Source organism: Rhodococcus sp. NPDC058532 (assembly GCF_042719255.1).
GTDB lineage: Bacteria > Actinomycetota > Actinomycetes > Mycobacteriales > Mycobacteriaceae > Rhodococcus_G.
The window spans coordinates 107,331-129,755 of record NZ_JBHXNU010000012.1 but is presented as its reverse complement, the minus strand read 5'-3'; the positions used below and the strand labels follow the sequence as shown (position 1 = coordinate 129,755).

Here is a 22,425-nt window from a genome sequence, read left to right as displayed (position 1 = left end):
GCCGCCCGTGAGTCTTTCTGGCCCCCTTGTGGGCCAGAAAGACTCACGGGCGCGGAGCGCCTATCCAGCGATGACGACGTGCAGGGTGCGCGGGCCGTGGACGCCCTCGACCCGCTCGAGCTCGATGTCGGAGGTGGCCGACGGCCCGCTGATCAGGGTGGTCGGCCGTTCCGGAACCAGGCGCGCGAGAGCCTCCGGGACCCCGACCTCGACGCTGTCGACGGTCACGACGCACAGGTGCACGTCCGGGACCAGGGTCAGGGCGCGGCGGCCCTGGTCGGGGCTGCCGTCGAGGAAAATGGTGCCGGTCTCCGCGGCGGTGACGGTGGACGCGGTCACGACCGCGTCCAGTTCCGACAGCCGTGGCGCGGGGGTCTCGGACGAGTCCACCTGCACCTCGCCGCCGAAGGTCGACAGCCACGAATCATCAAGCCCGGCAGGAACTCCGACGCGGTGCGCGCCGATCTCGCCGAGCACCCGGGTGATCGTGTCGGCGACCTCGGCTGCGGCGCACCGATGGACGTGCGCCTTGTAGTCGACGAGACGGTCAACGAGCAGGTCGATGCGGTCGCCGTCGGGCATGGTTCGCCCGGTCCGGTACGCCCGCGGAATATCTTGCGGTGCAGGAGGAGCCAGCTTCTGTGCGTCCCGGATCCGGGCGAGGACCGTCTCGCGCGCGCTCATTCCCGTCCCTCCGCTCGCGCGGCGTCCATCGCCGACCGGCCCTCCGCGGACTCCCACCACTGCCGGAACGTCTGCTTCGGGGGCGCGGGGAGGTCGCGGGCCGCGGTCCAGCCGTTCAGCGGTGGGGGCAGCGTGGAGATTTTCCCCTTCTTCCCGGCGACCAGCCGCCCGAGGCCCGCGGCCTTCTGCGCCACCGTGAATCGCCGCGCCGAACTCATCGCGATCGACGCCGCCCGCATCGCTGCCTTCTCCGCACCGAACCCGGCCTGCTCGACCTTCTGGTGACGCAGTTCGACGAGCAGTGACGGGATGTCGATTTTCACCGGGCAGGCGTCGAAGCAGGCGCCGCAGAGGCTGGACGCGAACGGCAGGCTGGCGTTCGGGTCGTCGTCCGCGTCCATCCCGGCGAGCTGCGGGGTCAGTACCGCGCCGATCGGCCCGGGATAGGTGGAGCCGTAGGCGTGTCCTCCGGTGCGCTCGTACACCGGGCACACGTTCAGGCACGCCGAGCAGCGGATGCAGTGCAGGGCCTGCCTGCCGATCGAGTCGGCGAGCGCGGCGGTGCGTCCGTTGTCGAGCAGGACCAGGTGGAAGGCCTGCGGGCCGTCGCCTGGCGTCACGCCGGTCCACATCGAGGTGTACGGGTTCATCCGCTCACCGGTCGAGGACCGCGGCAGCAGTTGCAGGAATACCTCCAGGTCCGCGTACCGGGGGAGCACCTTCTCGATGCCCATCACCGTGATGAGGGTCTGCGGCATGGTCAGGCACATCCGGCCGTTGCCCTCGGACTCGACGACGCCGAGGGTGCCGGTCTCGGCGATCCCGAAGTTCGCTCCCGACACCGCGACGGGCACGGTCATAAACTTGTGCCGCAGGAACTTTCGTGCCGCAGCCGCCAGGTGGGCTGGTTCCGCGTCGAGGTCCGGGTCCACGCCGGCCATCTCGCGAAGGAAGATCTCCCGGATCTCCGAACGGTTCCGGTGGATTGCCGGCACCAGGATGTGCGACGGCTTGTCATGTCCGAGTTGGACGATCAGCTCGGCGAGGTCGGTCTCGTATGCGGTGATGCCGTTGGCCTCGAGATGTTCGTTGAGCTCGATCTCCTGGGTGGCCATCGACTTCACCTTGATCACCTCGGTGGCGCCGGTTGCCCGGATCAGGTCGGTGACGATCGCATTGGCCTCGTTCGCGTCGGCGGCCCAGTGCACGACTCCGCCGCGCGCGACCACCGCGGCCTCGAGCTGCTCGAGCAGCTCCGGTAGTCGGTTCATCACGTCGGACTTGATCGCGGAACCGCTGTCGCGTAACTCCTCCCAGTCCGGCAGTTCGCCGGTGACCGCCAGCCTTTTGGCACGGATGGTGTGGGTGGCCTTGCCGATGTTGCGGCGCAGCTGCGCGTCCGCCAGCTCGTGGTGCGCGGCCTTCGGGAAGGTCTCGGTGCCGCGGAGGAACCCGACTCCCTGCGGCGCACGGGGCGGGACGGGGGGGAGTCCGAGGCCGACGGTGGTCATGCGGGCTCCTTCGGCGGGGTGGACGCGAGAATCTCGGCGAGGTGGATGGTGCGGGTGCCCATCTGCAACCGGGACATCCCACCGCCGATGTGCATCAGGCAGGACGAGTCACTGGCGCAAAGGGATTCGGCTCCGGTGGCCGCGACGTTGCGGATCTTGTCGGCGAGCATCGCGGTGGACGTCTCCGCGTTCTTGAGCGCGAAGGTGCCGCCGAAGCCGCAACAGGAGTCGGCCTCCGGGAGTTCGACGAGGTCGATGTCGCGGACCGCCCGCAGCAGCCGCAGCGGCTTGTCGCCGACCCGCAGCATGCGCAGCGAGTGACAGGTGGGGTGGTAGGTGACGCGGTGCGGGAACCAGGCGCCGACGTCGGTCACCCCGAGCACGTCGACGAGCAGTTCGGACAGCTCGTAGGTCTTGGCCTTGACCGTCTCGACCCGCTCGCGCAGCGCAACCCCGCCGTACCGGGCGGCGACGATCTCGTGTTGGTGTCGCACCGACCCGACGCAGGACCCGGACGGGGCGACGACCGCGTCGATCGCGGCGTCACCGAACTCGTCGGCATAGTTCGCCACCAGGGGCAGCGCGTCGGGTTGATACCCGGTATTGACGTGCATCTGGCCGCAGCACGTCTGGCCGGGTGGGAACACCACCTCGTGGCCGAGCCGGGTCAGCAGCAGTGCGGTGGCTCGGGCGGCGTCGGGGAACATCGTGTCCCCGATGCAGGTGGCGAACAGCGCGATTCGCATGGAGATCTCCGCAGTCGTCGTTGTGGTCAGACCACAGTAACCCACGGTCAACGCGTTTTCGCAAGATCGGCAACGATTCCGACTCGGAGCTCGATTGTGACCCCGGTCATGGTGTACCTTGCTGTGGTCTGACCACACAGTCACGACGAAACCCGCCGCCACCAGCGGCGCCGTCCCAGGAGTTTCATGTGGCAATCGACCACCTGGCGGTGACCTTCACCCCGGCCACCGACGCCGTCGCGCACAGCCTGACCGCCTCGGCGCTGGTCGGCCTGACGCCGTTGCTGACGTTCTTCGTGCTGCTCGCCGGTTTCAAGCTCAAGGCCTGGTACGCCGGCCTCGGGGCCCTCGCGGTCGCGGTGGTGGTCGCGATCGTCGGCTTCTCGATGCCGGTCTCGCTGACCGGGCTGTCGGCGCTGCAGGGCATCGCGTTCGGGCTCTTCCCGGTGATGTGGATCGTGGTCACCGCGATCTGGTTCTACGAACTGACCGTCGTCAGTGGGCGGTTCGAGGACCTGCGGCGGGTGTTCAACTCGATCGGCCGCGGCGACATGCGGGTCCAGGCGATGCTGATCGCCTTCTGCTTCGGCGGGATGCTCGAGGCGCTCGCCGGATTCGGTGCCCCGGTGGCCATCACCGGCGCGATGCTGATCGCCCTCGGCATGCCACCGATCCGGGCCGCCGTCACCGTCCTTGTCGCGAACACCGCCCCGGTCGCGTTCGGCGCCATGGCAATTCCGATCACCACCGCCGGAAACCTGACCGGCATCCCGGCGACCGAGATCGCCGCGGTCGTCGGCAGGCAGACGCCGGTGCTGGCGCTGTTCGTGCCGCTGCTGCTGCTCTTCCTGGTCGACGGGCGTCGCGGCATGCGGCAGGTGTGGCCGATCGCCCTTGTCACCGGCGTGGTCTTCGCGTTCGCCCAGTTCTGGTGTTCGAGCCACTTCTCCTACGAACTCACCGACGTCGTCGCCTCCCTCGCCGGTCTGGCGGCCGCCGTGCTGATGCTGCGCTTCTGGGCGCCGACCACCCCCGACGACCAGCGCTCCCACGTGGAACCGGAACCGCTCGGTGCGTCCCGGGTGTTCCTTGCCCTGTTCCCCTACCTGCTGGTGGTGGTGGTCTTCGGTGTCGCCAAGCTGTGGACCCTCGGCGTCGACCTGCCCGCCTGGCTGTCCGGCACCGACCGCCGGGTCGAGTGGCCCGGCCTGTACGGGAACCTGCTCACCGGCAGCGGCGAGCCCGCATCCAGCGCCGTCTACACCTTCTCGTGGTTGTCGAACCCCGGCACCCTGCTGCTGATCTGCGGTGTCATCGTCGCCGTCGTCTACCGCTTCTGGACGAGCAACGGGCAGTTCCCGATGTCGGTCCGCGCCGCGGCGACCACGTTCGGCGTCACCCTCGTCAAGATGCGCCTTGCCATCGCTACCGTCGCCACCGTGCTCGGCCTGAGCTACGTGATGAACCAGTCCGGGCAGACCGTCGCGATCGGTACCTGGCTGGCAGGCACCGGTGCGGTCTTCGCGTTCTTCTCGCCGATCCTCGGCTGGCTGGGCACGGCGGTGACGGGTTCCGACACCTCCGCCAACGCGTTGTTCGCGAAGCTGCAGCAGACCGCGGGACAGCATGCGGGGATCGACCCGACCCTGCTGGTCGCCGCCAACACCTCCGGCGGCGTCGTCGGCAAGCTCGTCAGCCCGCAGAACCTGACCATCGCGGCGACCGCGGTCGGTCAGGCGGGAAGCGAACCGGTGTTGCTGCGCAAGGTGATCGGCTACAGCCTCGGCATGCTGCTGATCCTGTGCACGCTGGTGTACCTGCAGTCGACGCCGGTGCTGGGATGGATGCTGCCATGAGCGGGCGCCTAGGCTGACCACCCATGTCGTCGCTGTCGTCCCCGCCGTCCGCCCCCCGCGCCTGGGAGCAGGTGCTGGCCAGTCTCGAGCGGATGCTCGTCTCCGGTGAGGCCCGTCCCGGCCAGCGGCTGCCCAGCGAACGGGCGCTGGCCGCGGACCTCGGGGTCGGCCGCTCCTCGGTGCGTGAGGCGCTCCGGGTGATGGAGGCGATGGGGCTGCTGCGCGCCCAGACTGGGTCCGGGCCGAACGCTGGCGCGATGATCGTCGCCCGACCCACCGGGGGAATGTCGATGCTGATGCGGATGCAGGTTGCAGCGCAAGGGTTTCCGGTCGACGACGTGGTCCGGACCCGGCTGATTCTTGAGTCGGAGGTGATGCGGACGCTGGCCGCGCAGCGACCGGTGCCCGACCTCGGCCCGGCCGTCGAATTGCTCGACGCGATGGACGGCGCTTCGCTCACCGCGACGGAGTTCCTGATCCTCGACTCCCAGTTCCACGTCGCCCTCGCGGACGCGGCCGGGAATCAGGTGGTGGCGGCGATGATGGCGGGTCTGCGTGCGTCCATCGAGTCGTACGTCGTCGGCGGCGTCGACCCGGCGGGCTGGCCGACCATCTGCAGCCGGCTGCGGCACGAGCACCGGGGCCTCGTCGAGGCCGTCGAGGCCGGGGATCCGCAGTTGGCCCAGCACCGGATCCGGGACCACATCCGCGGCTACTACGAGGGCGTCCGGTCCTGACTAGATCGCGCCGCCCGCGATCGGGGGTGCGCCGACCGAGCCGTCGGGGCCATTCATCTCGCGCGCGACGAACGCCTCGAGGTCGAACAGGTTGGTTCCGGCCCGGTCCGCGACGGTGAGCAGGGTGTTCATCGTCGCGACCTCCTCGACCTGCTCCTTGAGGAACCACTGCATGAACTGCTCGCCGAGGTAGTCGCCCTCGTCGCGGGCCGTGCGGGCGAGGGCGACGATCTGCTCGGTGACCGCCTTCTCCTGTGCCAGTGCGAGCGCGATCGGCTCCCGCGGGGCGCCGAAGTGCGATTGCGCCGGGTCGACACCGGTGAGCGCGACCTCGATGTCCCGGTCGAGGAAATACTGCACGATCATCATCGCGTGATTCCGCTCCTCGACGGACTGGGCGTAGAAGTGCTGCGCCAGTTGCGGAAGATCCGCATTGTCGAAGTACACGGCGATCGCGATGTACTGATGCGACGCATTGAACTCGTTGCGGATCTGCTCGTGGAGGAGGGCGTGAAACTTGGTCTGGTTCGCGTCATCCGGTGTGGGCATGGCAGCGACAATAACGCTGGTCAGGGCGCTCCGCATCCAAGCGCAACCTTATTGAGGGCAGTGTTTCCTAACTGAGTTCACCCTATTTTCCGGGTGCCCGCCGGGGCCGCGCGCGTGGCCCAGCCGGTCAGATCGGTCCGCCGGCGGGCCGCGGTGCCGACGGATCCGGAGCGGCGGTCGAGTTCAACTCGCGGGCCACGAATTCCTCGATGTTGAACAGGTTTCCGCCCGCCCGATCGACGATCGTCAGCAGCGTACTCATCGACGCCACCTCCTCGACCTGCTCCTTGAGGAACCACTGCATGAATTGCTCGCCGAGGTAGTCGCCGGTGTCACGGGCGGTGCGGGCGAGGGCGGTCACCTGCTCGGTCACCGTATGCTCCTGCCGCAGAGCCAGTTCCACGGGTTCGCGAACCGAGGTGAACGTGGTCACCACCTCGCCGACGCCGGGCACGTGGACGTCGAGGCCGTTGTCGACGAGGTACTGGATCATCATCATCGCGTGGTTGCGTTCCTCGTTCGCCTGCGCGTAGAAGCGCTGCGCGAGTTGCGGCAGGTCGTGACTGTCGAAGTACACCGCGACCGCGATGTACTGCTGGGACGCGGTGAACTCGTTGCGGATCTGCGCGTCGAGAAGGGCGTGGAACTCGCTGCGCTCACTGGTCTCGGACATGCGGCCGAGCCTACCGTCGCCCCGGATCAGTTGGTGGTGACCAGGTCCGCGGGCACCGGCTCGTCGTTGGCCAGCGCATCGAAGAACCGGGAGGCCGCGTCCCGGTCCCAGCGCAGCACGTTGCCGGATCCGGCGACGTCCTCGAACCCGCCGATCGGGACCGTGGTCGTCACCAGGTCGCCGCGCATCGCCAGGGCGAGCGCGCCCAGGTGCCACAGGTGATCGTCCTCGTCCACCTGCAGCGACCCCGCCGCCTCGGTGATCATCGGCCACAACCGCAGCGGATTGATCATCGTGCCCAGACTCGTCGCCTTGTCCAGCATCGCCGACATGAACAGGCGCTGGTTGTTCATCCGATCCAGGTCGGCGAGCGGGGTTGCGCGGCTGCGGACGAAGCCGAGCGCCTCGGGCCCGGTCAGATCCTGGCACCCGGCCTGCAGGTTGATCCCCGCGAGCGGGTCGTCGATCGGGTACGGCACGCACAGGTGGACGCCGCCGATCGCGTCGACGATGCCGGCAAAGCCGCCGAATCCGATCTCCGCGTAGTGGTCCATCCGCAGGCCCGTCGCCTCCTCGACGGTCTGCACCAGCAGTTGCGGTCCGCCGCCGTCGATCGAGAAGGCCGCGTTGATCTTGTCGCTGCCCCACCCGGGAATGTTGACGTACGAGTCGCGGGGGATGGACACCATCGTCGCGCCGCCGCTCTTCGGGATGTGCACCACGATGATGGTGTCGGTGCGCTTGCCCTGGATGTCGCCGCCCGCGGCCAGTTCCCGGTCCTGCTCGGCGGTCAGGCCCGCGCGGCTGTCGGAGCCGACCAGCAGCCAGTTGGTGCCAGGGGTATCGGCGATCCGTCCTGGATAGTCGGCGAGCGCGTCGATCCGATTCAGTGAGCGGTCGAGGTAGACCACCGAGCCGACCATGACCAGCAGCAGCACCAGCACCGTCAGCCCGAGGCGGCGGCCCCAGCGGGCGCGACGCCTCGGTGCCGGCTCCGCTGGCGGTGGGCCGGCGGGGCGTCGTGGGCGCGGCGGCGGTGGCGGCGGCGGGACCGGGGTCCCGGCGCGGCGCTCCGGGTACGGACGGGGGGTCTGGGTCGGGGCGTGACCGGAGGCCGCCCTGGGGCGGGGTTGCGGCGCGGGGCGGGGCGGTCGCGGGTCCGGTTCCTGGGACCACGCCCGCGCCGGGGCGGGGCGGCCGTCGCGGCGGATGACCTGTGTGCCCTCCGGCGGTGGCGCGGGCCGATTCCGCGGCGGGGGCCCGCCGCGGACCTGGCCCGGACGGGGGTCCGGGTGCCGAACGGGGTACTGCTGCGGCGGCACGCTGCCCCGGTGCGGCTGCGGTCGCCCCGCGCCCTGCGGTGCGGGCCCCGAACCGTGCCCGCGCCGCGGATCGGCCCCGCGCCCCACCGCGGGGTCACGGGGGTCGCGATATCGGGGGTGGTCGCCGCTCACCCAAGAAACTGTACTGGCGACCACCGGATTCCTGGTCGACGTCGGTCAGGGCAGCCACGGCAGGTGGTCGTGCAGCACGGTGTAGCCGACGAACGCGACGGTGTCGATCAGCCAGTGCGCGACGACCAGCGGCCACAGCTTTCCGGTCCGCTGCCAGTACCGGCCGAACACCAGGCCCATCACGACGTTCCCGAGGCCGCCGCCGATGCCCTGGTAGAGGTGGTAGCTGCCGCGGAGTAGGGCCGACGCCCCGAGCGCGGCGTTCTCGCTCCAGCCGAGTCGCCGCAGCCGGGAGAGCAGGTAGGCGACCACCAGCACCTCCTCGGCGGCCGAGTTGGCGAGCGCCCACAGCACCAGCGCCGGCAGCCGCCACCAGTGGTCGTCGACGGTGCTGGGGACCACGGTGAGGTTGGCCCCGACCGCGGTCGCGGCCAGGTAGAGGACCAGCCCGGGCAGCCCGATCAGCGCGGCGAGTCCGACACCCGGCAGCAGGTCGCGTCGCCAGCGCGGGCGCGGGCCGAGACCGATCCGTTCCGGCCCGAGCCCGCTGCGCCACAGCAGGTACAGGCCAAGTGCCGCCCACGCGCAGAGTCGGGCGATGCCGAGCAGTTGCCTGCCGAGGTCGATCCAGCCGATGGTGGAGCGGGAGGCGTTCAGGGCGACGGACTGGTCGGACAGTTGGCCCGGTGCCATCGCGGTCTCGATCAGCGACAGGGCACCGGACAGCCCGCTGAGACCGAAGGTGACCAGCAGGACGACCGTGACCTCGACCCACAGCGCACGGCGCTGCGCCGGGTCCAGTGGTGGGTCCGTCGGTGTTGGCGGGGTCGGCCGGAGCCAGTCGTCGAGCCGGGTCACGTGACGACGATAGGCGCGAGCGCGGCGCGCCTCAGTGTCGGGCGCGCAGGCCGTTGAGGAACGGGCAGCCAACGAGGATGCGCAGCGCCCGGTTCAGTCCGGCGGCGTCGTCGACGGGTTCGCCAAACGGCAGTCGGACGTCGTTGTCGCCGGTCGGTCCCTCGACCCGCAGTCGGATGCCGTAGCGGTCCAGCCCGAGTGGGCGGACCCGTCCGTGGCGCAGATGCGACGGAAGGCGCTGCGCCAGTTGATGAACGAGGTCGCCGTGGCCCGCCTCCAGATGCTCGAGCCAGCAGTCCTCCACCGACCAGAACGGGTCGAGCGGCGCGGTGAGGAGGTCCCCGAGCGGCACCGGTTCGGCGCCGTGGCTGTCGGCGACGACGACGGAGTCGAGCACCAGTCGCAGCAGGGTGGTGGTGTGGCCGACGTCGAGCAGGGCCGGGTCCGGGTGGTCGGCGGCGACGGCGGAGGCGAGGGCGCGGACCGCCTCGGCGGGGACGGCGTGCAGGCTGCCGCGCAGCCACACCAGGGAGCGGACCGGTTCGCGCAGGACGAGCGGTGCGTGGTCGGTGAGTTCGAGGACGGCGGGCAGGCCGCCGCGGCCGGCCTGCCAGGTCAGCGCGGTGACCGCGGTGCCGTCCGGGACGGCGAGGACGACGTCACCGCCGGAGCGCAGGTGGTGGACCGCGACGGTGACCGGATCGCTGCCGTCGGCGGCGAGGACCGCCTGCCCGGCGCGAGCGCAGGCGGTGCGGACGCGTTCGGCGGTGGACGGGCCGAGGACTGCGGCGGCGGTCATGATGCTCCTTTTCGGTCCGCGCGGGGTGGATTCCCGAGATGCGGCGGCGGTCACAATAGGTTAGCCATGCCTAAGTTAGATGAGAGGGGCGGGCCGCGCAAGGGTTCGCGCCGGGGATACCGTTGACCGGTGGCCACCCTGCTCAACCTGCAACCACCCGCCCCCAGCGAACCCCAGCCCCCGTTCGCGGGGCTGATCTCCCGGGCCCGCCCCGACGCCGACAGCGCCCGTGGTCGCGCACGGGACGCGCTGGTCGGTCCGCCGGTGCGTGCCGCGTCCGCGCTCGGCGACACGAACGGCCTCGACGGCCCGCTGTGGCTGCGTCTGGACCTCGCTCCCGAATCGCTTGTCGTTCCGGTGGAGCCTGCGCGGATCGAGGTCGACTGCCCCCTCGAGCACCTCGCCGACGCGCTCGCCCTTGCCGCGGGCGACCCGGTCCGGCTGCCCGGCCTGCTCGCGATCCGCGTCCACCCCGGTGCGGCCGGACGCGGGTGGGCGGCCGAGTCCGCCGAGCGCATCGTCGCCGCAGGCGCGCAGCCGGTACTGTCCGCCGGGCTCGACGCCGACGACGTCGCCGACTTCCTTGCCGTGCTCGCGCACTCCGACACCGGGTTCGTCGCGCACGCGGCCGACGGGGCTGAGGTGGTGGCGATCCTCGCCGCCACCGTCGCGGCGCTGCGCGGTGACGACATCCCGGCCGCGTATCGGGCGGCCGACCCGGGCCCGGTCGCCGCGCTCAGCGCGGCCGCCGCAGCCGCGGTGCGGGAGGTGCTCGTCGGGATCGCCGTTCCCGACGCCGACGCGGTCGCCGAGCAGCTGCGGGCACGCGGCATCCACGCCGACATCGGCCTCGCCTGATCCCCGCCCGCCCCCGCTGGCTGAACGGACGCGTCACTCGATCAGCGGGGTGCCGTGGCGGCATGTCGGATTCGGCGTGTCGGGCTCGGGGAGGGGGTTGGCGGGGGTGCGTAACCTGGACGGGTGCCGCGCATCGCTTACTTTGGACCCTCCGGAACCTTCACCGAGATGGCGCTCGACCAACTCGAGTCGTCGGGTGCCTTCGACGGTCCGGTTGAGCGGGTCGTCGCCGCCAGCCCGCCTGCCGCGCTGGCGGCCGTTCGGGACGGATCGGTCGAGGGGGCGGTGGTGCCGATCGAAAGTTCCGTCGAGGGTCCGGTTCGGCCGACGATGGACGCGCTCGCCGCTGGCGACCGGTTGCAGATCGTCGCGGAAACCGAACTGGACGTGGCCTTCACGATCGTGGGCCGGCCGGGCACAGACCTCGCCGACGTCCGCACCATCCGGGCGTACCCGGTCGCCGAGGCGCAGGTGCGGAACTGGATCGAGGCGAACCTGCCGGACGCCGTCGTCGAATCGGCGTCGTCGAACGCGGGTGCCGCCGAGGACGTCGCCGCAGGCCGCGCGGATGCCGGGGTGTCCACCGCCCTCGCCAGCGACCGCCTCGGGCTCGCTGTGCTCGCCGAGGGGGTCGCCGACTTCTCTGGTGCCCGAACACGTTTCGTTCTCGTCACGCGACCCCGCCCGGTGCCCCCGGCGACCGGCTCCGATCGCACGTCGGTGGTGCTGCAGCTCCATCACGAGCCCGGATCCCTGGTCGGGGCGATGGCCGAATTCTCCACCCGCGGAATCGATCTCACCCGAATCGAGTCCAGGCCGACCCGGGTCGAGTTCGGAACCTACCGCTTCTACCTGGACTGCAGCGGGCACGTCGAGGATTCGGCGGTGGCGGAGGCCCTGAAAGCCCTGCACCGCAAGCACACGGTCCGGTTTCTTGGGTCCTGGGCGACGGCAACACCCGGCCAGGGCCGACCGCCGTCCGACCAGGAGGCGAGCGGCTGGCTCGAGCGGATCCGGGGCGGCGAACCGGAAGGAACGAACTGACGTGGCGGGCAAACTGATCCTGGTCCGGCACGGACAGACCGAGGCGAACGTCGCCCGCCGGTTGGACACCCGGCTGCCGGGCGCGCGCCTCACCGCGATGGGGGAGGGGCAGGCGCAGGCGTTCGGGACGGCGTTGGCCGGTCCGCCCCCGAAGGCGGTGGTCGCGTCGGAGGCGTTGCGCGCCAGGCAGACCGCCGGATTCATCGAGCGGGCCTCCGGGATCGTGGTGCAGGTGCACGAGGGTATCCACGAGGCACAGGCCGGCGACCTGGAGGATCGTGCCGACCGGGCCTCGCACCAGATGTACGCGTCCGTCTTCCACGCCTGGCATCAGGGCGAGCTCGGCGCAAGGATGCCGGGTGGCGAGTCCGGTGCGGACGTTCTCGAGCGGTACCTGCCCGTCGTGGAGTCGCTGCGCGGCCGCTACCTCGACGGCACCGACGAGGACGGCGACGTGCTCGTCGTCAGTCACGGCGCCGCGATCCGACTCGTCGCCCGGCACCTCGCCGACGTCGACGGCACCTTCTCCGCGGACACTCACCTGGACAACACCCAGACCATCGAGCTGGTCCCGACGGCCGCCGGGTGGGAGTGCGTGCGCTGGGGCGCGCTGCTGGCCCCCTTCCGCCCGCCCGCCGTCGACATCGTCGACGACCCGATGGGATGACCGCCGCGGGACCGGCCCGCACCCGGGCGAACCGTGCTGGTCACCGCAGCCGTGCCTGGTAAGTTCGGAACGCACACGGCGCGTCCGTCGTGCGTGAGCGAGGCAGGGGCAGTGACCGAATCCGATGACCCCGGCAACCCGGGTGCGGTTGCCAACGTCACCACGACGATCGTGCGCCGGATCATGTCCGGTCGCGACGACGCCTTCGCCGATTGGATTCAGAGCGGTCTCGGGCTCGCCCGGATGTTCCCCGGCTTCCTCGGCGGCGGCTGGCTGAAGGAGAGCAGCACGTCGGACGTGTGCGTGATCGTGCTCCGGTTCGAAACCCGTGATGCACTGGACAAGTGGATGACCTCGACGCTGCGGGGCGGCTGGCTGCGGATGGGCGAACACATTGCCGTTGACATCCCGGTCGAGCATGCGTCGACGGTGGTCGACCTCTTCGACCGCCCGCGCAGCTGACCGGGCCGCTACCTAAACCCGGCAGCGATGTCGCGGCCGATGATCTCCTTCATGATCTCGGTGGTGCCGCCGTAGATGGTCTGGATCCGGGCGTCGACGTAGGCGCGGCCGATCGGGTACTCCATCATGTAGCCGTAGCCGCCATGCAATTGCACACCGCGGTCCACGACCCGCTTCTGCAGTTCCGAGGCCCACCACTTAGCCTTCGACGCGTCGACCGCGGTCAACTCGCCCGCGTTCAACGCGATCACGCAGCGGTCGACATGCGACTCGGTGACCTCGATCTCGGTGAGCATCTCGGCGAGGGCGAAGCGGGTGTTCTGCAGATCTCCGATCGGATTGCCGAATGCCTTGCGCTCGAACGCGTACGCCGTCGTCCACTCGTACGCGGCGCGCGCGGCGGTGATCGCGCTGACCGCGATCCCGATTCGCTCCAGCGGCAGGTTCTCCATCAGGTGGACGAACCCGCGGCCCTCGGTGCCGAGCAGGTTCTGCGCAGGCACCCGGACGTCCTCGAAGACGAGTTCGGCGGTGTCCTGCGCGGCGAGACCGACCTTGTGCAGCTTCCGCCCCCGGCTGAACCCGGGTGCGTCACGCTCGACGACGATCAGCGAGAAGCCCTTGCTGCCTGCGTTCGGGTCGGTGCGGCACACCACGATCACGAGATCGGAGTGAATGCCGTTGGTGATGAACGTTTTCTGCCCGTTGATCACCCATTCGTCGCCGACCCGCACGGCGGTGGTCCGAATGCCCTGCAGGTCGGACCCTGCGCCGGGCTCGGTCATCGCGATCGCGCCGATCAGCTCTCCCGACGCCAATCGGGGCAGCCAGCGTTCCTTCTGTGCGTCGGTGCCCAGGTGCAGCAGGTACGGGATCACGATGTCGTCCTGCAGGCTGAGGCTCGCACCGAACGAGGTGCTTCCGGTGCGGGCGATCTCCTCCGCGACCACGTGCCGGAACCGGTAGTCGGTGACACCGGACCCGCCGAACTGCTCGGGGACGCCGAGGCCGAGGATGCCGGACTTGCCCGCGGCGAGGTACGCCGACCGGTCGATCAGCCGGTCCTCCTCCCACTGCAGGTAGTGCGGCTCGACCTCGCGGGCCAGGAACTCGCGGACGGTGTTGCGGTAGTCCTCGTGGTCGGCTTCGAAGTGGGTGCGCTTCATGGTCGCTCTCCTCTGGTGGATCAGGTGTGGACGGGATTCAGCAGTCCGGCAAGACGTTCGGATATCAAGGCCTCGGCGTCGGCGACGATCCGTTCGACGAGGTCTCCGGCGGTGGGGATGTCGTGGATGATGCCCTGAACGGTGCCCACCGACCAGATGCCTGCCTCGGGGTCCCCGTTCTCGTAGACCAGACGTCCGCGAGCGCCGGCAACCAGCTCGCGCACATCCTCGAACAGTCCGCCCCGGCTGAGGATGTCGACGACCTCGCGGCTGACGGTGTTGCTCGCGACGCGCGCGGTGTTGCGCAGGGGCCGTAGGATCAGTTCGGTGTCGGTCTCGTTCGCCGCGACGATCGCCTCCTTGATCGTGCGGTGGATCGGTGACTCCTCGGTGCACATGAAGCGGGTGCCCATGTTGATGCCGTCGGCACCGAGCGCGACCGCCGCGACCAGACCGCGGCCGTCACCGAAGCCGCCGGACGCGATCATCGGGATCGTGATCTGTTCCGCGGCAGCGGCGATCAGTACCAGTCCGGGGACGTCGTCCTCACCGGGGTGCCCCGCGCATTCGAAGCCGTCGATGCTGATGCCGTCGACGCCGAGGTCCTGCGCCGCAACCGCGTGCCGGACGCTGGTGCACTTGTGCAGCACCTTGATCCCGGCGGCGTGGAAATCGGGTAGGTGCGGTGCGGGGCTGGAGCCCGCGGTCTCGACGACCGTGACCCCGGAGTCGATGATGACCTGCCGGTACTCCTGATAGGGCGGCGGGGTGATCGCCGGAAGGATGGTCAGGTTCACGCCGAACGGTTGGTCGGTCAGCTCGCGGGTGCGGGCGATCTCCCTGGCCAGCTCCTCCGGAGTGGGCTGCGTCAGGGCGGTGAGCATGCCGAGCGCACCCGCATTGGCCACGGCAGCAACGAGTTCGGCGCGTCCGACCCACTGCATGCCGCCCTGCACGATCGGGTGACGGACGCCGAAGGTTGTGGTGAATGCGGTGGACAGCACGATGGTCTCCTCGCGGTAGGGGCTCAGGGCGATGCCGGATGGCCGACGATGCGCAGGGCGATGTCGGTGTAGCGGGCGGCGACGGCATCCGGGGTCAGCGGCCCGTCGATCTGGTACCAGCGGGCGATCGACTGACCCATGCCGAGTAGGGCACGAACCGTCTCGGGGATGTCGTCGACGGCGAACACTCCCTGCCGGGTGCCGTCGGTGACCAGGCCGAGTGCGATCAGTTCGAGTTCCTTGCGGGTGGTCGCGTAGGTGCGTCGGTTTGCCGGCGACAGGTGCCGCACCTCGGAGTCGAGCGCGGACTGCCTGGCGCGGTGCGTCATGTTCAACACGACCGCGTCGAAGAAGTAGGTGAACCGCAGCACCGGGTCCTCGCCGCCGTCGGCGACCGCGGACCGGCAGCGGCCGATCAGGTCACGGACGGTCGCGTCGACGATCGCGACGAGGACCGCTTCCTTGTTCTCGTGGTGGTAGTACAGCGCGGGCACCGTGACCCCGACCCGGCGGGCAAGCTCGCGCACGGTTGTTCCGTGGAAACCGTTCTCGTGGAACGCGTCAAGCGCATGGTCGAGGATGGGGCCGAGCCGCAGTGGCTCGAAGTGCCGCCAGGCGGTGGTGGTCGTCGGCAATGACGGCATCGGCCCCTCCTCGCGACCGGCGGGTCAGCGCGGGGCCATGCGGATGGCGCCGTCGAGGCGGATCGTCTCCCCGTTGAGCATCGGGTTCGACACGATGTGCGCGGCGAGGGCGCCGTACTCCGCTGGATCGCCGAGGCGCGACGGGTGCGGCACCTGGCCGCCGAGCGAACGCTGCGCCTCCTCGGGTAGCGAGCCGAGCAGTGGGGTCTTGAACAGGCCGGGCGCGATGGTGACGACGCGGATCAGCAGGGAGGCCAGGTCGCGGGCGATCGGCAGCGTCATGCCGACCACGCCGCCCTTGGACGCGGAGTATGCGGCCTGGCCGATCTGGCCGTCGAAGGCGGCGACGGAGGCGGTGTTGATGATGACGCCGCGCTCGCCGTCGACCGGTTCGGTCCTGGCGATCCGCTCGGCGGCCAGGCGGAGCACGTTGAAGGTGCCGAACAGGTTGACGTCGACGACCTTCTTGAACGCGTCGAGCGGGAAGACGCCCTGCTTGCCGACGGTCTTGACGGCGTTGCCGATGCCCGCGCAGTTCACCGCGACCCGCAGCGGGCCGAGCGATTCCGCGACGTCGAGTGCCTCGGCGACGGCCGCCTCGTCGGTGACGTCGGCGGCGGCGAACCGCACCCGGTCACCCAATTCCTTGGCAACCACCTCGCCGTTGGAGGCAGGCAGGTCGATGATGACGACCTGGGCACCGTCGGCGAGCAGGGCCTTGACGGTGGCGAGCCCGAGGCCGGACGCGCCGCCGGTGACGACGGCGACGCTGTCGTTGACGATCATGAAGGTCCTTTCGAAAGAGGGTGTGAGTCAGAGTCGTTCGATGATGGTGGCGTTGGCCATGCCCGCGCCCTCGCACATGGTCTGCAGGCCGTAGCGGCCGCCGGTTGCCTCGAGGTGGTGCACGAGGGTGGTCAACAGCCGGGTGCCCGAGGAGCCGAGCGCGTGGCCGAGGGCGATCGCACCGCCGAGCGGGTTCAGTCGGGCCGGGTCGGCGTTGAATTCGTGGGCCCACGCCAGCGGCACCGGGGCGAAGGCCTCGTTGACCTCGTATGCGTCGATGTCGTCGATGCGCAGTCCGGCCCGCGCGAGCACCTTGTGGGTCGCCGGGATCGGTGCGGTCAGCATGAACAGCGGGTCGTCGCCTGCGACGGCGAACGAGTGGAAGCGGGCGCGCGGGGTCAGCCCCAGCCTGTTCGCCATCTCCTCGCTCATGATCAGTACCGCCGACGCGCCGTCGGTGAGCGGCGACGAGTTGCCGGGCGTGATCTGCCAGGGTGCCTCGGGGAAGCGAGCGGCGACGGCGTCGGTGCGGAACGACGGTCGCAGTCCCGCGAGGCCCTCGGCGGTGGTAGCGGCGCGGACGGTCTCGTCGACGGTGTGCGCGACGACGTCACCGGAGGCGGTGGTGACGTCGATCGGGACGATCTCCCTGTCGAAGGTGCCCGCGGTGCTCGCGGCGGCGGCGCGCTGGTGTGACCGGGCCGCGTAGGTGTCGAGGGTGTCCCGGTCGAGCTTCCACCTCGCGGAGATCAACTCCGCCGAGATGCCCTGGTGAACCAGGCCTTCCGGATACCGCGCGGCGATTCCGGGGCCGTTCGCATCCTGCCCGATCGGGGAGGTGCCCATCGGGATGCGGCTCATCGATTCGACGCCGCAGGCGATGGCGATGTCGTAGGCGCCCGCGATGACCCCCTGTGCGGCGAAGTGCGCCGCCTGCTGGCTCGATCCGCATTGCCGGTCGATTGTGGTGGCGGGCACCGAATCCGGGAACCCGGCGGAGAGCAACGCGGTGCGGGAGATGTTCAGCGCCTGCTCGCCGACCTGTTGCACGCATCCGCCGATGACGTCGTCGACCTGCGCCGGGTCGATGCCATTGCGGTCGACGATGGCGCGCAGGACGTGGGCGAGAAGCTCGACCGGGTGGGTGCCGGATAGGGCGCCGCCGGTCTTGCCCTTCCCGGAGGCGAGCCGGACCGCGTCGACGATGACTGCGTTGGTCATGGGAGTTCCCTTCGGGACGTGGGGATCACGGTTTCGGTCATGCTTCAGCGCCCCTGCCAGATCGGTGCGCGCTTCTCGGCGAAGGCGGCCGGGCCCTCCTGGGCGTCGGCGCTGGAGAACACGACGCCGATCGCCTTCGCGTTGGCGTCCCACACCTCCTGCTCCCAGTCCGGCCCGAGTGCGGTCGCGTGGATCATTGCCTTCGACTCGCGCACCGCGAGCGGCGCGTTGGCGGCGATCGTCTCGGCGAGCTCGAGTGCGACCTCGAGGGCGGTGCCCGCGGGGGCGACGCGGTTGACGAGACCGAGGCGCCTGCCCTCGACGGCGCTGATCGGCTCACCGGTGAGGGCCATCTCCATCGCGATCTTCTTCGGGATCTGCTGCTGAAGTCGGATGACGCCGCCTGCCGCGGCGAACAGGCCGCGCTTGACCTCGGGCAGGCCGAGCGTGGCGTTCTCGTCGATGACCGCGAGGTCGCTGGCGAGGACGAGTTCGGTGCCGCCGCCGAGCGCGAAGCCGTTGACGGCGGCGATGGTCGGCTTGCCGACCCAGTGCTGGACGTAGCCAGCGAAGCCCCAGCCCGGGTGGCCGTCCGCGTCGAGGGACTGGCCGGATCCGAGCGCCTTGAGGTCGGCGCCAGCGCAGAACGCTCGTCCCGCGCCGGTCAGCACGATGACCCGGACGTCGTCGTCGGCATCGGCCCGCTCGAGCAGGGTGCCGAGGGCGGTGGACAGCGCCGCATTGACCGCGTTCATCGCGCGCGGTCGGTTCAGGGTGATGAGGGCGACGTTGCCGCGGCGCTCGTACAGCGCCGCCTGCTCGGGCGGGGTGGACGGATCGTCGGCCATGGTGCTCCTCCGGTGACGGGAACTCGCAATTACTGAACGCTCGCTAAGACACCTATCACGCCGGTGGCGAGCGGTCAACGGTCGGCTTTCGCCCAGCGACCGCTCCGGTGCGTCTGGTACTGATGGGGAGGGTCGCGCCTGCGGCCGACAGTCGAACAAGGAGAGACGGCATGCGGGCAGTGCAGGTTGTCGAGGCGATCGGGCCGGACGGAGTGCGGGTCGTCGACGTTCCGGAGCCCGACCCGGCAGGCCTGGTGGTCGTCGACCTCGACGCGGCGGGCGTCTCGTTCCCCGACCTGCTCCAGACGTCCGGCAGTTACCAGGTGGTGCGCCCGGTGCCGTTCACGCCGGGCGTCGAGGGTGCCGGGATCGTCCGGGATGCGCCATCCGACAGCGGATTTCGCTCCGGCGACCGGGTTGCGGTGCTGGCGTTCGGCGGCGCATGGCAACGGACCGTCGCGGTCCCCGCGGCGGCGGTGTTCCGGCTCCCCGACGCGGTGTCGCTGACCGCGGGGGCCGGGTTCCTGATGAACTACTTCACCGCCCACTTCGCGCTCACCGAACGGGCCGGGTGCCGTCCGGGGGACACGGTCCTCGTGCACGGCGCCGCAGGCGGGCTCGGGACGGCGTCCCTGCAGGTCGCAGCCGCACTCGGGCTCGACACCATCGCCGTCGTGAGCACCGAGGAGAAGGGCCGGGTCGCCGCGGCCCATCGGGCAACGCACACGGTCCTCGCCGACGGGTTCAAGGGCGCCGTCGCCGAGATCACCGGTGGCCGTGGCGTCGACATCGTCCTCGACCCGGTCGGGGGCGACCGATTCCTGGACAGCCTGCGCAGCCTCGCCGTCGGCGGCAGGCATGTGGTGCTCGGCTTCACCGGGGGCGAAATCCCCACCGTCAAGGTGAATCGTCTACTGCTGAAGAATATTTCGGTGCTCGGTGCCGGTTGGGGCGAGTATCTGCGGGAGGATCTCGGCTACCCGGCCCGCCAGTGGGCCGAGCTCGAGCCGCTCCTCGCGTCGGGCGTCCTGCGGGTTGCCGAACCGGTCCTCCACCCGATCGGCCGCGCGGCCGACGCGCTGCGCAGCCTTGAATCGCGGGGCGCCACCGGCAAAGTGGCGCTCGACCTCCGGCCGTGAGGGTGGGCTCACTCGATCCGGGTCCTACTTCACCCCAACGGTTTTCATTGCGATGGCGGCATACTTCCCCGCGACCTTCTCGGGGGACAGGGTGCCCTCCGCGTGGTACCAGCGGGGGATGGACTGGCACATGCCGAGCAGCGCCCGGGTCGTCTCCGCGGGGTCATCGACATCGAAAACCCCACTGGCCGAGCCATCTTCGACGATTCGCAGCACGACCTGCTCGATCCCCTTGCGCACCGCCCGGTACCGCTGCCGGTTCTCCGCGCTCAGGTACCGCACCTCTCCCTCAAGCGATGCCAACCGCGCGCGTTGCGTCATCCGCAGAACGATCGCCTCGATCACGTTCGCGAGTCGCCGCACCGGATCGTCGCCGCCGTCGGCATCGGCGTTGTGCGCCCGCGCAAGCACGTCGGCCGTCGACAACTCGAGCAGGGCAATCAGCAGCCCTTCCTTGTTGTCATGGTGGTAGTACAGCGCAGGCACCGTGACGCCGACCCGCCTGGCCACCTCGCGGACCGTGGTCCCGTGATAGCCCAGCTCGTAGAAGGCGTCGAGTGATGCCGACAGGATCGGGGTCAGTTCGACGTCGTCGAGTTGCCGCCAGCCGCCGGACGTCTCGACGAGAGCCGGCTCGTCGACGGGTTCACCCATTGCCCTACCAAACGTCTCGATCGCCACACGGTCACTGCACAGGATACCGGCCGCCGCGCCGCGTCCCGTCAGGACGAGACGGCCCCGGCCTCTGCCAGGACCTCGCGGACGGCCTGCCGAACCCGAGCATCCCCGCCCGGGCCGAGGGTGGACCAGGAGGACAGGTCGGCCGAGACGGTCGTGGTGCCGACGATGCGGCCGCAGGCGGTGTCGAACACCGTGACCGGGCCACCGACCCGGGTGGTGCCGTTGCGGCGCGTGACGGTGACGATCTCGGCGTGTGCCCGGCAGGAGGCCAATGCGTGCGCAAGCCGGTCGGCGTCCCGGTCCGCGGCGCCGAGGCCAGTCAACCTGCCCGCGACGGTCGATGGGTCGGTCACGTCCCGCAGCGCCGCGGACAGCAGCTCCGTCGGGGCACTGACGGAGCCGACCGCGAGCCCGCTGCCGCGCCCAATCAGCTCGAACACCAGGTCGGGGTCGGCGGCCGGAACCCCCGCGAGCACGTACTCGTCCGCGGCGCGCAGCGCGAGCACCGCACCGGCGGGCCCCTGCGCGAGGCAGCCCCGGAATACCTCGCCGCCGGTGTACCAGCGCACCGCGAGCTCGACGGCAGGCCGCGCCAACACCGCCACCCGGTCGACGAGGCACGGGTGCGGATTGTTGCCGCGCAGCAGGCCACGGGCGCGAAGCGAGTCCCTGGCTGCGCCGTCCGCTGCGGCGCGGGCGGTCGTCGTGTCGAACCGGGATCCGGCGGACAGCACGACAGGCAACTCGTCGACATCGAGCAGCCGCAGCACCAGGTCCAGTTCGTCGCCGCCGAGCACCGTCGACCCCACCCGCCCGGTCACCGGTCGCCGCCGATCACCGACGGGATCACCAGCCGGCCGTCGTCGAAGTGCTCGAAGCTCTTCAGGTAGTCCGGTGTCCGGTGCTCCTCGTCGTCCGTGGCGCGTCCGGTGCCCGCGCCTACCGGCGCGCCGACGGGTCCGGTCCGGGCCGCCGCATCGCCGGCGGCTGGCGCGGCCACCGGTTCGACGCCCGGCGCTGCGAGCGCCGCCGTGCCACGGCCCGCGACGGCCTGCGCCTCGCTGCCGCGGGCACCCCACCCGTCGGGGAGCGTGATCCGCGCTGCGCCGCCACCCGTGACGCCCGCTGCCGCGACCGATCCGACGGGACGGGGCCCGCCCCCGGTCCGCGGCGACATGGCACCGGCGGCCCCGCCCGCCCCCATCCCGCCGAACGCTGCCCCGCCGAACGCTGCCCCGCCGAAGACGGGGGCGGCGGCGGATGCCATTGAGGCCGTGGGCCCGGCGACGGCGCCGACCGCGGTCCCGGCGATCGTCCCGAGGTGCGACGCGGTCGCCGCCACTGCCGGGTTCTGGGCCTGCGTCAGTACCGCACCGAGCACCGCCTGCGCGGGAGTGACCGCGACGTCCGTGAGCGCAGGACCCTGGGGGACGGCGGCACGGGCTGGCTCCGCGGGCGCCGCGACCGTCCCGCCCGCGAGCGGGGGCGGCGGAGCGAAACCCTGCGGAACCGCCACGCTGTTGGACGCCGACTCGTACGCCTCCATCACCAGTGCGGCCCGCAGGTCCAGCGCCCGGTCCGCGGCCTCGGTGGCGGCGCCCGCGCCCGCCAGCGACCCACCGACCGTGTGCGCGGCCACCTGCGCCGCCTTGACCGCCGCGATCTCCGCGAGACTCGGCATCGTGGCCCGGGCCACGGTGTGCGCGGTGGCCTGGGCGCCCGCCTTCGCCGCGGTCTCCGCGGCCAGCACGGCGGCCTGCTGCGTCCACGCCTGGAACGGCGCCAACTTCGACAGCGCGGCGTCGGAGGCGACGCCCTCCCAGCCGACCCGCAACTCGGCCATCACCTTCGTGACGGTCGCGGTGGCGTCGGTGAGGCCGGTCGCGATCGCGGACCAGGCCGCACCCGCCGCCGCCAGCGGGGCAGGCCCAGGGCCCGCGTTCAGTGCGGTCGAGTTCCAGGTGGCCCCCCGCGGGAACCACACGACGCCGGTGAAGCCCATGGTCATGTCAACGCTCCTGTCGGTCGAGAGGTCGGG

At 70.8% G+C, this 22,425-nt stretch carries 24 protein-coding genes; 7 read left to right on the top strand and 17 right to left on the bottom strand.

What is annotated here, in order from left to right:
- Positions 1-60: 60 nt before the first annotated feature.
- The 3 genes from ACFWQG_RS15710 to ACFWQG_RS15700 are packed head-to-tail and all read right to left on the bottom strand — an operon-like array spanning position 61 to position 2,941.
- On the bottom strand, positions 61-684 hold the full coding sequence (locus ACFWQG_RS15710) for a lactate utilization protein C (protein ID WP_378508553.1): 624 nt from the start codon (positions 682-684) through the stop codon (positions 61-63).
- A complete protein-coding gene (locus tag ACFWQG_RS15705) occupies positions 681-2,195 on the bottom strand; it encodes a LutB/LldF family L-lactate oxidation iron-sulfur protein (RefSeq protein ID WP_378508552.1) in 1,515 nt (504 codons plus the stop codon). The genes ACFWQG_RS15710 and ACFWQG_RS15705 overlap by 4 nt, the downstream gene beginning before the upstream one ends.
- A complete protein-coding gene (locus ACFWQG_RS15700; protein ID WP_378508551.1) occupies positions 2,192-2,941 on the bottom strand; it encodes a (Fe-S)-binding protein in 750 nt (249 codons plus the stop codon). Before ACFWQG_RS15700 ends, ACFWQG_RS15705 begins: the two co-directional genes overlap by 4 nt.
- A 188-nt stretch (positions 2,942-3,129) precedes the next feature.
- Here ACFWQG_RS15700 and ACFWQG_RS15695 point away from each other — a divergent pair, with 188 nt between their 5' ends.
- Complete coding sequence (locus ACFWQG_RS15695) at positions 3,130-4,797, top strand: L-lactate permease (protein ID WP_378508550.1); 1,668 nt, start codon at positions 3,130-3,132, stop codon at positions 4,795-4,797.
- Positions 4,798-4,820: 23 nt separating this feature from the next.
- Positions 4,821-5,534 carry a FadR/GntR family transcriptional regulator gene (locus ACFWQG_RS15690; protein ID WP_378508549.1) on the top strand — a complete coding sequence of 238 codons (714 nt, stop codon included), beginning with the start codon at positions 4,821-4,823 and terminating at the stop codon, positions 5,532-5,534.
- On the opposite strand, the gene ACFWQG_RS15685 is transcribed toward ACFWQG_RS15690, so the two are convergent.
- From ACFWQG_RS15685 to ACFWQG_RS15665, 5 genes are all read right to left on the bottom strand, one after another.
- On the bottom strand, positions 5,535-6,083 hold the full coding sequence (locus tag ACFWQG_RS15685) for a ferritin (protein ID WP_378508548.1): 549 nt from the start codon (positions 6,081-6,083) through the stop codon (positions 5,535-5,537). It lies immediately after the preceding gene.
- Between the two features lie 127 nt (positions 6,084-6,210).
- Positions 6,211-6,756 carry a ferritin gene (locus ACFWQG_RS15680; protein ID WP_378508547.1) on the bottom strand — a complete coding sequence of 182 codons (546 nt, stop codon included), beginning with the start codon at positions 6,754-6,756 and terminating at the stop codon, positions 6,211-6,213.
- Positions 6,757-6,782: 26 nt separating this feature from the next.
- Complete coding sequence (locus ACFWQG_RS15675; protein WP_378508594.1) at positions 6,783-7,967, bottom strand: LCP family protein; 1,185 nt, start codon at positions 7,965-7,967, stop codon at positions 6,783-6,785.
- Positions 7,968-8,255: 288 nt separating this feature from the next.
- A complete protein-coding gene (locus ACFWQG_RS15670; RefSeq protein WP_378508546.1) occupies positions 8,256-9,068 on the bottom strand; it encodes a CPBP family intramembrane glutamic endopeptidase in 813 nt (270 codons plus the stop codon).
- Positions 9,069-9,099: 31 nt separating this feature from the next.
- Positions 9,100-9,867, bottom strand: coding sequence for a DUF2470 domain-containing protein (locus ACFWQG_RS15665; protein WP_378508545.1), 768 nt, complete (start codon positions 9,865-9,867; stop codon positions 9,100-9,102).
- A gap of 129 nt (positions 9,868-9,996) precedes the next feature.
- On the opposite strand from ACFWQG_RS15665, the gene ACFWQG_RS15660 reads away from it, so the two are divergent.
- The 4 genes from ACFWQG_RS15660 to ACFWQG_RS15645 all read left to right on the top strand — a co-directional run bounded on the left by ACFWQG_RS15660 (position 9,997) and on the right by ACFWQG_RS15645 (position 12,898).
- Positions 9,997-10,725: a hypothetical protein gene (locus tag ACFWQG_RS15660; RefSeq protein ID WP_378508544.1), complete on the top strand. Its 729-nt coding sequence runs from the start codon at positions 9,997-9,999 to the stop codon at positions 10,723-10,725.
- A 123-nt stretch (positions 10,726-10,848) separates the two neighbouring features.
- Positions 10,849-11,769: a prephenate dehydratase gene (gene pheA / locus ACFWQG_RS15655; protein WP_378508543.1), complete on the top strand. Its 921-nt coding sequence runs from the start codon at positions 10,849-10,851 to the stop codon at positions 11,767-11,769.
- Between the two features lies 1 nt (position 11,770).
- Positions 11,771-12,436, top strand: coding sequence for a histidine phosphatase family protein (locus ACFWQG_RS15650; protein WP_378508542.1), 666 nt, complete (start codon positions 11,771-11,773; stop codon positions 12,434-12,436).
- A 111-nt stretch (positions 12,437-12,547) separates the two neighbouring features.
- Positions 12,548-12,898, top strand: a complete 351-nt coding sequence (locus ACFWQG_RS15645) for an antibiotic biosynthesis monooxygenase (protein ID WP_378508541.1) — start codon at positions 12,548-12,550, stop codon at positions 12,896-12,898.
- Positions 12,899-12,906: 8 nt separating this feature from the next.
- On the opposite strand, the gene ACFWQG_RS15640 is transcribed toward ACFWQG_RS15645, so the two are convergent.
- The 6 genes from ACFWQG_RS15640 to ACFWQG_RS15615 are packed head-to-tail and all read right to left on the bottom strand — an operon-like array spanning position 12,907 to position 18,567.
- The gene (locus ACFWQG_RS15640) at positions 12,907-14,064 is read right to left on the bottom strand and encodes an acyl-CoA dehydrogenase family protein (RefSeq protein WP_378508540.1); all 1,158 of its coding nucleotides are present in this window, start codon (positions 14,062-14,064) and stop codon (positions 12,907-12,909) included.
- Positions 14,065-14,084: 20 nt separating this feature from the next.
- Positions 14,085-15,068, bottom strand: coding sequence for an NAD(P)H-dependent flavin oxidoreductase (locus tag ACFWQG_RS15635; RefSeq protein WP_378508539.1), 984 nt, complete (start codon positions 15,066-15,068; stop codon positions 14,085-14,087).
- Positions 15,069-15,091: 23 nt separating this feature from the next.
- A complete protein-coding gene (locus ACFWQG_RS15630; protein ID WP_378508538.1) occupies positions 15,092-15,712 on the bottom strand; it encodes a TetR/AcrR family transcriptional regulator in 621 nt (206 codons plus the stop codon).
- A gap of 24 nt (positions 15,713-15,736) precedes the next feature.
- On the bottom strand, positions 15,737-16,498 hold the full coding sequence (locus ACFWQG_RS15625; RefSeq protein ID WP_378508537.1) for a 3-hydroxyacyl-CoA dehydrogenase: 762 nt from the start codon (positions 16,496-16,498) through the stop codon (positions 15,737-15,739).
- Between the two features lie 27 nt (positions 16,499-16,525).
- The gene (locus ACFWQG_RS15620) at positions 16,526-17,719 is read right to left on the bottom strand and encodes a thiolase family protein (protein ID WP_378508536.1); all 1,194 of its coding nucleotides are present in this window, start codon (positions 17,717-17,719) and stop codon (positions 16,526-16,528) included.
- Between the two features lie 44 nt (positions 17,720-17,763).
- Positions 17,764-18,567, bottom strand: coding sequence for a crotonase/enoyl-CoA hydratase family protein (locus tag ACFWQG_RS15615; RefSeq protein WP_378508535.1), 804 nt, complete (start codon positions 18,565-18,567; stop codon positions 17,764-17,766).
- Positions 18,568-18,737: 170 nt separating this feature from the next.
- Between ACFWQG_RS15615 and ACFWQG_RS15610 the strand changes: the two genes are divergently transcribed.
- On the top strand, positions 18,738-19,706 hold the full coding sequence (locus tag ACFWQG_RS15610) for an NADPH:quinone oxidoreductase family protein (RefSeq protein WP_378508534.1): 969 nt from the start codon (positions 18,738-18,740) through the stop codon (positions 19,704-19,706).
- Positions 19,707-19,730: 24 nt separating this feature from the next.
- Here ACFWQG_RS15610 and ACFWQG_RS15605 read toward each other — a convergent pair whose 3' ends face one another.
- The 3 genes from ACFWQG_RS15605 to ACFWQG_RS15595 all read right to left on the bottom strand — a co-directional run bounded on the left by ACFWQG_RS15605 (position 19,731) and on the right by ACFWQG_RS15595 (position 22,395).
- The gene (locus ACFWQG_RS15605) at positions 19,731-20,360 is read right to left on the bottom strand and encodes a TetR/AcrR family transcriptional regulator (RefSeq protein WP_378508533.1); all 630 of its coding nucleotides are present in this window, start codon (positions 20,358-20,360) and stop codon (positions 19,731-19,733) included.
- A 68-nt stretch (positions 20,361-20,428) separates the two neighbouring features.
- A complete protein-coding gene (locus tag ACFWQG_RS15600; RefSeq protein ID WP_378508532.1) occupies positions 20,429-21,208 on the bottom strand; it encodes an ESX secretion-associated protein EspG in 780 nt (259 codons plus the stop codon).
- Complete coding sequence (locus ACFWQG_RS15595) at positions 21,205-22,395, bottom strand: PPE domain-containing protein (RefSeq protein WP_378508531.1); 1,191 nt, start codon at positions 22,393-22,395, stop codon at positions 21,205-21,207. The genes ACFWQG_RS15600 and ACFWQG_RS15595 overlap by 4 nt, the downstream gene beginning before the upstream one ends.
- Positions 22,396-22,425: the final 30 nt, after the last annotated feature.

Excerpts from the sequence above, each read along its gene's own strand:
- ACFWQG_RS15690 (WP_378508549.1), top strand. The coding sequence starts at position 4,821 with ATGTCGTCGCTGTCGTCCCCGCCGTCCGCCCCCCGCGCCTGGGAGCAG.
- ACFWQG_RS15640 (WP_378508540.1), bottom strand. The coding sequence starts at position 14,064 with ATGAAGCGCACCCACTTCGAAGCCGACCACGAGGACTACCGCAACACC.
- ACFWQG_RS15630 (WP_378508538.1), bottom strand. The coding sequence starts at position 15,712 with ATGCCGTCATTGCCGACGACCACCACCGCCTGGCGGCACTTCGAGCCA.
- ACFWQG_RS15610 (WP_378508534.1), top strand. The coding sequence starts at position 18,738 with ATGCGGGCAGTGCAGGTTGTCGAGGCGATCGGGCCGGACGGAGTGCGG.
- ACFWQG_RS15685 (WP_378508548.1), bottom strand. The coding sequence starts at position 6,083 with ATGCCCACACCGGATGACGCGAACCAGACCAAGTTTCACGCCCTCCTC.
- ACFWQG_RS15620 (WP_378508536.1), bottom strand. The coding sequence starts at position 17,719 with ATGACCAACGCAGTCATCGTCGACGCGGTCCGGCTCGCCTCCGGGAAG.
- ACFWQG_RS15605 (WP_378508533.1), bottom strand. The coding sequence starts at position 20,360 with ATGGGTGAACCCGTCGACGAGCCGGCTCTCGTCGAGACGTCCGGCGGC.
- ACFWQG_RS15625 (WP_378508537.1), bottom strand. The coding sequence starts at position 16,498 with ATGATCGTCAACGACAGCGTCGCCGTCGTCACCGGCGGCGCGTCCGGC.
- ACFWQG_RS15665 (WP_378508545.1), bottom strand. The coding sequence starts at position 9,867 with ATGACCGCCGCCGCAGTCCTCGGCCCGTCCACCGCCGAACGCGTCCGC.
- ACFWQG_RS15710 (WP_378508553.1), bottom strand. The coding sequence starts at position 684 with ATGAGCGCGCGCGAGACGGTCCTCGCCCGGATCCGGGACGCACAGAAG.
- ACFWQG_RS15615 (WP_378508535.1), bottom strand. The coding sequence starts at position 18,567 with ATGGCCGACGATCCGTCCACCCCGCCCGAGCAGGCGGCGCTGTACGAG.
- ACFWQG_RS15705 (WP_378508552.1), bottom strand. The coding sequence starts at position 2,195 with ATGACCACCGTCGGCCTCGGACTCCCCCCCGTCCCGCCCCGTGCGCCG.
- ACFWQG_RS15680 (WP_378508547.1), bottom strand. The coding sequence starts at position 6,756 with ATGTCCGAGACCAGTGAGCGCAGCGAGTTCCACGCCCTTCTCGACGCG.
- ACFWQG_RS15700 (WP_378508551.1), bottom strand. The coding sequence starts at position 2,941 with ATGCGAATCGCGCTGTTCGCCACCTGCATCGGGGACACGATGTTCCCC.
- ACFWQG_RS15595 (WP_378508531.1), bottom strand. The coding sequence starts at position 22,395 with ATGACCATGGGCTTCACCGGCGTCGTGTGGTTCCCGCGGGGGGCCACC.